This is a genomic window from uncultured Aquincola sp. (genome assembly GCF_964001545.1).
Classification (GTDB): Bacteria; Pseudomonadota; Gammaproteobacteria; order Burkholderiales; family Burkholderiaceae_C; genus Aquincola.
In genome coordinates, this window is sequence record NZ_CAXFDV010000226.1 from 1 (window position 1) to 9,555 (window position 9,555).

General features: G+C 70.7%; 8 protein-coding genes. 2 read left to right on the top strand and 6 right to left on the bottom strand.

Annotation, left to right across the window (positions count from 1 at the left end; genetic code table 11):
• Positions 1–30 precede the first annotated feature (30 nt).
• The 5 genes from ABNT58_RS07855 to ABNT58_RS07875 form a co-directional block, all read right to left on the bottom strand.
• Entirely contained in the window at positions 31–792 is a 762-nt protein-coding gene (locus tag ABNT58_RS07855) for a polysaccharide deacetylase family protein (RefSeq protein WP_348752946.1), read from the bottom strand.
• A gap of 49 nt (positions 793–841) precedes the next feature.
• The gene (locus ABNT58_RS07860) at positions 842–1,723 is read right to left on the bottom strand and encodes a glycosyltransferase family 4 protein (protein WP_348752947.1); all 882 of its coding nucleotides are present in this window, start codon (positions 1,721–1,723) and stop codon (positions 842–844) included.
• Positions 1,724–1,753: 30 nt separating this feature from the next.
• The gene (locus ABNT58_RS07865) at positions 1,754–1,921 is read right to left on the bottom strand and encodes a hypothetical protein (RefSeq protein WP_348752948.1); all 168 of its coding nucleotides are present in this window, start codon (positions 1,919–1,921) and stop codon (positions 1,754–1,756) included.
• Positions 1,918–4,245 (bottom strand): Tex family protein, encoded by a 2,328-nt coding sequence (locus tag ABNT58_RS07870; RefSeq protein ID WP_348752949.1) that lies wholly within the window; start codon positions 4,243–4,245, stop codon positions 1,918–1,920. The genes ABNT58_RS07865 and ABNT58_RS07870 overlap by 4 nt, the downstream gene beginning before the upstream one ends.
• Before the next feature lie 87 nt (positions 4,246–4,332).
• Complete coding sequence (locus ABNT58_RS07875; protein WP_348752950.1) at positions 4,333–4,488, bottom strand: hypothetical protein; 156 nt, start codon at positions 4,486–4,488, stop codon at positions 4,333–4,335.
• Positions 4,489–4,753: 265 nt separating this feature from the next.
• Between ABNT58_RS07875 and ABNT58_RS07880 the strand changes: the two genes are divergently transcribed.
• Both ABNT58_RS07880 and ABNT58_RS07885 read left to right on the top strand, forming a co-directional pair.
• Positions 4,754–5,680, top strand: a complete 927-nt coding sequence (locus ABNT58_RS07880) for a histone deacetylase family protein (RefSeq protein WP_348752951.1) — start codon at positions 4,754–4,756, stop codon at positions 5,678–5,680.
• 19 nt (positions 5,681–5,699) lie between these two features.
• Positions 5,700–8,408: a bifunctional acetate--CoA ligase family protein/GNAT family N-acetyltransferase gene (locus ABNT58_RS07885; RefSeq protein ID WP_348752952.1), complete on the top strand. Its 2,709-nt coding sequence runs from the start codon at positions 5,700–5,702 to the stop codon at positions 8,406–8,408.
• Between the two features lie 28 nt (positions 8,409–8,436).
• On the opposite strand, the gene ABNT58_RS07890 is transcribed toward ABNT58_RS07885, so the two are convergent.
• A partial coding sequence (locus tag ABNT58_RS07890) for a TIGR03862 family flavoprotein (protein ID WP_348752953.1) occupies positions 8,437–9,555 on the bottom strand: 1,119 nt, incomplete at its 5' end.

Here is a 9,555-nt window from a genome sequence, read left to right on the forward strand (position 1 = left end):
CCTGCGGGCGGCCTGCGCCCCCCAAACGTATCAGGCGGTGGCCATCGCATGGCCGGGGCGGGCCAGCGCCTGGCCCTTCGGCGTGTCCTTCAGGTACAGCTTCCACAGAAAGCCGAGCGCGTTGTCGCCGTACGAGATGGCCTTGCGCGGCAGCGCCAGCGGATCGAAGCCCGGCGTGGCCGCGCCGCGCTGGCAGGTGACGCCGCTGCTGTAGCCGGCCTCTGCGGCGGCACGCAGCGTGTCGAGGTTGTGCGAGCCATAGGGGTAGCACACATGCGGCACCTCGCGCCCCAGCTCCTGCTGCAGGCGCTGGCGGCTGTCGCGCATCTCGGCGCGCTGCACGTCGGCCGGCTGCTCGGCCAGGCGGATGTGGCTGAAGGCATGGCTGCCCACCTCGATGCCCAGGCCGGCGATCTCGCGCAGGCGGGCGTAGCTCATCAGCGGCGGCGTGCCGCGGCCGTGGCCGGCCAGCCAGGTGCCGCCGCTGCCGGCCGCGCCGGCCACCGCGTACGAGATGGCGGGGTAGCCGAAGTCCTGCAGCACCGGCACCGCATGCTCGTAGAAGTTCTCGCAACCGTCGTCGAAGGTGAGCACCGCCGCCCGCTCGGGCATGGGCGCGCGGCCCTGCAGCGCGGCCAGCGCGTCGGTCATCGACAGCACCTTCACGCCCAGCCACTTCAGCGCCCGCATCTGCGCGCGGAACTTGTCCACGTCGCAGTAGCCGGCGCGGTGGGCCTTCATCGGCGGGAAGCGGCCCACCTGGTGGTACATAAAGATGGAGATGCCGGGCATCGGGGCTTCCTTGCTGAATGTCGAGGCGTTGCCGGAGTCGGGGCGCGGCCTAGCGCTGGGCGTCGCCGGCCGCATCGTAGGCGGCCACCGTGTTCCGCACCATGATGTCGGCGGTGAAGCGCTGCTCGAACACCTGCCGCGCCGCGCGGCCCATGGCCAGGCGCAGTGCCGGGTCGGCGCCCACGCGCACGATGGCATCGGCCAGCGCCTGCGCATTGTCCGGCGGCACGAGCAACCCGTTCAGCCCCTCGGCAATGATCTCGGCATTGCCGCCGACCTGCGTGGCGATGGATGGCCGGCCGGCGGCGCAGGTTTCCATCAGCGTGAGCGACAGGGCCTCGTGCCGCGAAGGCGCCAGCACCACGTCGCAGGCGGCCAGCAGCTCGGGAATGTCCTTGCGCTGGCCGAGGAAGGTCACGCGGTCGCCCAGGTTCAGACGCTGCACCTGCTCGCGGATCTGCGCGGCCCAGGCGGTGTCGGTGGCGCCGGTGATCGACAGGTGCACCGGTAGCGTGTCGGGCAGCAGCTTCAGTGCATCCACCGCCACGTCGTGGGCCTTGACGTCCACCAGGCGCGAATTCATCAGCAGCTGCAGCGGCTGGGCCGGCGTGGGCGCGCCTTCGCGCGCCGGCTGCATGCCGATGTCGGGCACCGCCGAATACACCACCTCCACCTGCTGCGCCGGCAGGCCGTGCTGCACCAGATGGTCGCGCACCGCGTGGGAGACGGCCAGCAACCGCATCTGCGGCCGGAACCAGCGCCACGACACCATGGAATTGGCGCTGGCCACCGCCGGCACGCCGCTCCAGCGGCTGGCCCAGTCGGCATAGCGGCCGCCGCGCTGGGCCTGGCCGTGCAGCACGTCGGCACGCCAGCGGCGGGCAAAGCGCGCCAGCTTCCAGGCCGAGAGCGGGTCGTACATGCCGTGCATGGGCACATGCAGGCAGGTGTGGCCGTCGGCCTACATGCGCTCGCCCATCCAGCCGTCCAGCGGGCCGGCGAAGGCCACCTGGTGGCCGCGTTCGGCCAGCGCGGCCGAGGTGGAGACCACCCGCCGCTCCATGCCGCCCAGGATGTGGCTGTGCGCCACCATCACCACACGCCGCGGCGGCCGGGCGTCGCTGCTCACTTGCGGCCTTGCAGCTTGGCGAAGGCGGCGGCCATCGCGCCGCCGGCCGCCGGCTCGGGCGCACGGCTGCGCGGGGCGCGCTGGTCGCGGCTGGGCGGGCGGTAGCCGCCGCCGTCGCCGCCCTTGGCGGGCACCGCGCTGTCCAGCTTCATGGTCAGCGAGATGCGGCCCCGCGCCAGGTCCACCTCCAGCACCTTCACCTTCACGATGTCGCCGGTCTTGACCACCTCGCGCGCATCGTTGACGAACTTGTGGCTGAGCTGGCTCACATGCACCAGGCCGTCCTGGTGCACGCCCAGGTCGACAAAGGCGCCGAACTGGGCCACGTTGCTGACGGTGCCTTCCAGCGTCATGCCGGGCTGCAGGTCCTTGATGTCTTCCACGCCGTCGTTGAAGCGCGCCACCTTGAAGTCGGGGCGCGGGTCGCGGCCGGGCTTTTCCAGCTCGGCCAGGATGTCCTTGACGGTGATGGCGCCGAAGCGCTCGTCGGCAAAGGCTTCGGGCTTGAGCTTGCGGATGACGTCGGCATTGCCCACCAGTTCCTGGATGGGCCGGCCGGTGCTGCTGATGATCTTCTCGACCACCGGGTAGGTCTCGGGGTGCACGCCCGACTGGTCCAGCGGGTTGTCGCCATCGCGGATGCGCAGAAAGCCCGCGGCCTGCTCGAAGGTCTTGGCGCCCAGGCCGGCCACGTCCATCAGCTGCTTGCGGTTGCGGAAGGCGCCATGCGCATCGCGCCAGCGCACGATGCTCTGCGCCACCGCGTTGGACAGGCCCGACACCTGCGCCAGCAGCGGCGCCGAAGCGGTGTTCAGGTCCACGCCCACCGAGTTCACGCAGTCTTCCACCACCGCGTCCAGCGTGCGGGCCAGCTCGCTCTGGTTGACGTCGTGCTGGTACTGGCCGACGCCGATGCTCTTGGGGTCGATCTTCACCAGCTCGGCCAGCGGGTCCTGCAACCGGCGGGCGATGGAGACGGCGCCGCGCAGGCTCACGTCCAGGTCGGGCAGCTCCTTGCTGGCGAATTCGCTGGCCGAGTACACCGAGGCCCCCGCCTCGCTCACCACCACCTTGGTGAGCTGCACGTCGGGCGCCAGGGACTGCACGCGCTTGATCAGGTCGGCGGCCAGCTTGTCGGTCTCGCGGCTGGCGGTGCCGTTGCCGATGGCGATCAGGTTGACGCCGTGCTGCGCCACCAGGCGGCCCAGCGTGTGCAGCGAGCCTTCCCAGTCGCGCCGCGGCTCGTGCGGGTAGACGGTGGAGGTATCCAGCACCTTGCCGGTGTCGCTCACCACCGCCACCTTGACGCCGGTGCGGATGCCCGGGTCCAGGCCCATCACCACGCGCTTGCCGGCCGGTGCGGCCAGCAGCAGGTCGCGCAGGTTCTCGGCAAACACCTTGATGGCGGTGGCCTCGGCGTTTTCGCGCAGGCGGGCGAACAGGTCGCGCTCGATGCTGAGGCTGAGCTTGACCTTCCAGGTCCAGCCGATGGATTTGCGGATCAGGTCGTCCGACGGCCGCTTGGCATGGCTCCAGCCCAGGTGGCGGGCGATGCGGCCTTCGGCCAGGCTGGGCTGGCCGGGTTGCAGCACCTCATCGAGCTTGAGCTTGGCTTCCAGCAGCTCTTGCGTGCGGCCGCGGAACACCGCCAGCGCCCGGTGCGAAGGCACGCTGCGGATGGGCTCCGAATAGTCGAAGTAGTCGCGGAACTTGGCGACGTCGGCGTTCTGCTCGTCCTTGCCGTCGAGCAGGCGCGAGGTGAAGAGGCCCTCTTCCCACAGCCATTCGCGCAGCGGGCCCACCAGGGTGGCGTCTTCGGCCCAGCGCTCGGAGAGGATGTCGCGCACGCCGTCCAGCACCGCGAAGGCATCGGCAAAGCCGGCATCGGCATTGAGGAAGGCCGCGGCTTCGGCCATCGGGTCCAGCGAAGGGTCGGCAAACAGCTTGTCGGCCAGCGGCTCGAGGCCGGCTTCGCGGGCGATCATGCCCTTGGTGCGGCGCTTGGGCTTGAAGGGCAGGTACAGGTCTTCCAGTTCCTGCTTGGTCGGCGCGGCCTCGATGGCGGCGCGCAGCTCGGGCGTCAGCTTGCCCTGCTCCTCGATGCTCTTGAGCACCGCGGCGCGGCGGTCTTCCAGCTCGCGCAGGTAGCCCAGGCGCGCTTCCAGATCACGCAGCTGGGTGTCGTCCAGGCCGTCAGTGGCTTCCTTGCGGTAGCGGGCGATGAAGGGGACGGTGGCACCGCCGTCCAGCAGATCGACGGCGGCTTTGACTTGCGCCGGGCGAACCTGCAGTTCGGCGGCGATTTGCAACAGGATCTTGTCCAAGGCAGGCACGGGAAACCACGGGAAAGGGCCCGAAGTGTGCCACCGCAGGACGGGGCGGCCGGCAGCGCCGTCCCGGCGTGAAAGGGTTCAGTGCAGCGCCACGGCGATGCCCGCCAGCATGGCCAGCACCGCGACGCCGGTCGAGATGTGGCGTTCGAGCCGGCTGCCGGCGGCAGGCTGCATCGGCGCAGGGGCGTCGACACCGGGCGTTTCGGGCGAATGAAGCAGGGCAAGCCAGGACATCGGGGTCTCCTTGGGGGCGGTGGCGTTCGACACCGGCACCTACGCAGGAAATGTGCGCGACCAGCATGTCTGTCAGATGGCATCGGCTGATCCCGCATGTTTCTGAAGCGCAAAGTGCGACTTACTGCACAGGGCGCCCCAGACTTGGGGGCTTGCCTCAATGCGCCATGACTTGCGCCACGTCAGCAAACCGCAGGCTTGGCACTTCTAGACTGGCTGCACCCACCCGGCCGACCGAGCCGGGGGCCGGTCGAGGAGCCATGCCGTGTTAGCCGCCTTCATCACCCACGCCGACTGCGCCCGCCATGAGATGGCCCCGCAGCACCCCGAGTGCCCCGAACGCCTGGGCGCCATCCACGACCTGCTGCTGGTCAAGGGCCTGCTGGACTACATGAATCCCTACGACGCGCCGCTGGCCACGCCGCAGCAGCTGGCGCGCGCCCACTCGGCCATGTACGTGCAGGAGCTGCTGGCCAGCGCACCGGCCGAGGGGCATCGGCAGGTCGACCCCGACACCGCCATGTGCCCGCATACCGTGCAGGCGGCGCTGCGGGCGGCCGGGGCCGCGGTGCAGGCCACCGACCTGGTGCTGGGCGGCGAAGCGCCCACCGCGTTCTGCTGCGTGCGGCCGCCCGGCCACCATGCCGAGCGGGCGGCGGCCATGGGCTTTTGCTTCTTCAACAACGTGGCGGTGGGCATCCGCCATGCGCTGGACGTGCACGGCCTGCAGCGGGTGGCGCTGATCGACTTCGACGTGCACCACGGCAACGGCAGCGAAGACATCTTCCGCGGCGACGAGCGGGTGCTGATGTGCTCCATCTTCGAGCGCGGCCTCTACCCCTTCAATGGCGACCAGGCCACCGGCCCGAACATGGTGAACGTGGGCCTGCCCAGCCGATCGGGCAGCGAGGCCTTCCGGGCCGCGGTGAACGGCCAGTGGCTGCCCGCGCTGGAGGCCTTCCGGCCGCAGCTGATCTACGTTTCGGCCGGCTTCGACGCGCACCGCGAGGACGACATGGGCAACCTGGGCCTGGTGGAAGCCGACTACGAATGGGTGACGCGCCAGCTGATGGCGGTGGCCGGGCGCCACTGCGGCGGGCGCATCGTCTCGTGCCTGGAAGGGGGCTATGTGCTGAGCCCGCTGGCGCGCAGCGTGGCCGCCCATGTCAAAGTGCTGATCGGCGCCGACTGACCGAAGCCCGACAGCACCCATGGACAAGCACTACCTCTCGCCCCTTCTCGCCCCTGAATCCATCGTGGTGCTGGCCGGCGATGCCGACGCGCCCGACACGCTCACGCCGCAGGCGCGCACGCTGCGCGAGGCGCTGCGCGCCCAGCGCTTTGCCGGCACCCTCGCCTTCCTGGACATCCACACCAGCGGCACGCTGGCCGACCTGGCGCAGACGCGGGCCGACCTGGCCATCATCGCCCTGCCCCACCAGGACCTGACCGCCGCGCTGGAGGTGGCCGGGCGCATCGGCTGCCGGGCGGCGCTGGTCGTCTCGGCCGGCGTGGACGAGCGGCTGGCCGCCGAGCTCAAGCGCATCGCGCGGCGCGAAGGCGTGCAGCTGCTGGGCCCCAACGGCCTGGGGCTGCAACGGCCGCGGCTGCAGCTCAATGCCAGCGCGCTGGGACCGCTGGCGCGCAACGGCTCGCTGGCGCTGGTGTCGCAGTCCGGTGCGCTCACCTCGTCGATGCTGGACTGGGCGCGCAACAACGCGGTGGGCTTTTCCACCGTGGTGTCGCTGGGGCCGAACACCGCGGTGGACATCGCCCAGGTGCTGGACTTCCTGGCCAGCGACCAGCACACCCACAGCATCATCGTGTACCTGGAAGGCATCTCGAACGCGCGCCGCTTCATGAGTGCGCTGCGCTCGGCCGCCAATGCCAAGCCGGTGGTGGTGCTCAAGGCCGGCCGCAAGCCGGCAGGCAACGAGGCCGCCCACACCCACAGCGGCACCATCGTCGGCGCCGACGACGTGTTCGATGCCGCGCTGCGCCGCGCCGGCGCGGTGCGGGTGCGTTCCTTCGTCGAGCTGTTCTCGGCCGCCAAGTGCCTGGCTTCGCGCTACCGGCCGGTGGGCAAGCGGCTGGCCATCATCACCAACGGCGGCGGGCCGGGCGTGCTGGCGGCCGACTGGGTCAACGAGATCTTTTTGCAGATGGGCCGGCTGTCGGCCGAGTCGGTGGCCGCGCTGCAGCCGCAGCTGCCGCCGCAGGCTTCGCTGGCCGACCTGATCGACCTCTCGGAAGACGCCACCGCCGAGCACTACCGCGCCGCCATCGAAGCCGCTTCGCGCGACCGGCAGATCGACGGGCTGTTGGCGATCTATTCCACCAAGGCGGGCGGCGATTCGGCCGCGGTGGCCGCGGCGCTGGTGGCCATCAAGCCCACGCTGAACAAGCCGCTGCTGGCCTGCTGGATGGGCGACGCCTCGGTGAGCACGGCACGCCAGCAGCTCAACGAAGCGGCCATCCCCAACTTCCGCACGCCCGAGGCGGCGGTGGGCGCCTTCGGCAACATCGCCTCGTTCTACCAGAACCAGCTGCTGCTGCAGCAGACGCCGCCGCCTTTGTCCACGCTGGCCAAGCCCGACATCGAAGGCGCGCGCCTGGTGATCGAAAGCGTGCTGGCCGAGCGCCGCAAGGTGCTGACCGAGATGGAGTCCAAGACGCTGCTGTCGGCCTTCCACATCCCGGTGACCAACACCATCCTGGCCCGCAATGCCAACGAGGCGATGATGATCGCCACGCAGCTGGGCTTTCCGGTGGCGCTGAAGATCGACTCGCCCGACATCACGCACAAGAGCGACGTGCAGGGCGTGGCGCTGAACATCCTCAACGGCGCCGGGGTGCGCGACACCTACAACGACATGGTGGAACGGGTGGCGCGGCTGCAGCCGGGCGCCCGCATCAACGGCGTGACGGTGCAGAAGATGGCGCGCGCGCAGCGTGGCCGCGAGATCTGCATCGGCCTGGTGACCGACGAGCCCTTCGGCCCGGTGATCATGTTCGGTGCCGGCGGCACGATGATCGAGCTGATCCGCGACCGCGCGATGGAGCTGCCGCCGCTCAACCAGTTCCTGGCGCGGCGGCTGATCGAACGCTCACGCGTGGCCGAGACGCTGGTGGAATGGCGCGGCGCCAGCCCGGTGGACATGGACGCACTGGAGCGGGTGCTGCTGCGGGTCTCGGAGATGGTGTGCGAGCTGCCGCAGCTGCGGCAGATGGACATCAACCCCATCATCGTCGACGAGTCGGGTGCGGTGGCGGTGGACGCGCGCATCATCGTGGACAGTGCTTCATTGAGCGTGAGCATGGGCGCGGGCATGGGCAGCGGCGCCAGCCCCTACAACCACCTGGCCATCCTGCCCTACCCGGCCCGCTACGAGCAGGTGTGGCCGATGCGCGGCGGCGGCGAATACACCGTGCGGCCCATCCACCCCAACGACGCGCAGATGCTGCAGGCGCTGGTGCAAAGCCTGTCGCCGGAGAGCCGCTACTTCCGCTTCGTCAGCTCGATGACGCAGCTGCCGCCGCCGATGCTGGCGCGCTTCACGCTGATCGACTACGACCGCGAGATGGCGCTGGTGGCGGTGCACAAGCAGCGCGCCGCCGCCACCGACGGCAGCATCGTCGAGACCGAACGCATCATCGGCGTCTCGCGCTACGTCACCAACCCCGACCAGTCGAGCTGCGAGTTCTCGCTGGTGGTGGCCGATGCTTATGCCGGCAAGGGCATCGGCTCACGCCTGATGGAATGCATCATGGACGTGGCGCGCGAAAAGGGCCTGTCGGAGATCGACGGCCTGGTGCTGACCAACAACCCCGGCATGCTCAAGCTGATGCGCGGGCTGGGCTTCGAGGTGAAGCCCTACCCGGAAGACCCGGACTTCAAGCTGGTGACGCACGCGTTGTGAACGCGGCTTGTGGGCCGCAAAGCGCCGCTCAACGCCAGGCTGCCGCCGCACGGCCGGCCTGCAGCCCGCTGGCCATGCTGGCCTGCAGCAGGTAGCCGCCGGTGGGCGCTTCCCAGTCCAGCATCTCGCCGGCCACGAACACGCCGGGCCGCTGGCGCAGCATCAGTTGCTCGTCCAGCGCCTCCAGCCGCACACCACCGGCGGTGCTGATGGCCTCGGCCACCGGCCGCGGCGCCACCAGCGTCAGCGGCAGCGCCTTCAAGGCCGTGGCCAGCGCGGCCGCATCGTCCAGCTGCGCACGCGGCAGCAGCTCATGCAGCAACGACACCTTGGCGCCCGCCAGGCCCAGTCGGCTCTTCAGGTGCGTGGCCAGGCTGCGGGTGCCGCGGGGGCGGCGCACTTCGTCCAGCACGCGCGCAGCATCGAAGGTGGGCAGCAGGTCGATGTGCAGCGTGGCCGCGCCCTCCGCGGCCAGCGTGTCGCGCAGCAGGGCCGAGACGGCATACACCAGGCTGCCTTCCACGCCGTAGTCGCTGAGCACGAACTCGCCGGCACGCTCGAAGCTGCCGCCGTCATGCGCCGTGAACTTGAGCGCCGCCGGCTTGATGGGCGCGCCGGCAAAGCGGCTGCGCAGGTGCTCGCTCCAGCCGCGCTGGCCATCGGGCCGCGCCACCTCGAAGCCGCAATTGGCCGGCTGCAGCGGCGCCACGTCCACGCCCTGGGCCTGCAGCAGCGGCACCCAGCGGCCGTCGGAGCCCAGCTGCGGCCAGCTGGCACCACCCAGCGCCAGCACGGTGCAGCGCGGCTGCAGGCTGAACTCGCCGGCCGGGCCCTGGATGCGCAGCGCAGCGCCGTCTTCGGTCCAGCCCAGCCAGCGGTGCCGCTGGTGAAAGCGCACGCCCGCGGCCTTCAGCCGGTGCAGCCAGGCGCGCAGCAGCGGCGCCGCTTTCATGTCGCTGGGAAACACCCGGCCCGAGCTGCCGACGAAGGTCTCGACGCCCAAGGCCGCCGCCCAGTCGCGCATCGCCTGCGGGCTGAAGGCTGCCAGCCACGGCGCCACCTCCGCCGCCCGCGCGCCGTAGCGCTGGGTGAAGGGCTCGATCGGCTCGCTGTGCGTGAGGTTGAGCCCGCCCTTGCCGGCCAGCAA

Bases quoted from the DNA above. Each gene is read 5' to 3' on its own strand.
- ABNT58_RS07860 (WP_348752947.1), bottom strand. From the start codon at position 1,723: ATGCACGGCATGTACGACCCGCTCTCGGCCTGGAAGCTGGCGCGCTTT.
- ABNT58_RS07885 (WP_348752952.1), top strand. From the start codon at position 5,700: ATGGACAAGCACTACCTCTCGCCCCTTCTCGCCCCTGAATCCATCGTG.
- ABNT58_RS07875 (WP_348752950.1), bottom strand. From the start codon at position 4,488: ATGTCCTGGCTTGCCCTGCTTCATTCGCCCGAAACGCCCGGTGTCGAC.
- ABNT58_RS07855 (WP_348752946.1), bottom strand. From the start codon at position 792: ATGCCCGGCATCTCCATCTTTATGTACCACCAGGTGGGCCGCTTCCCG.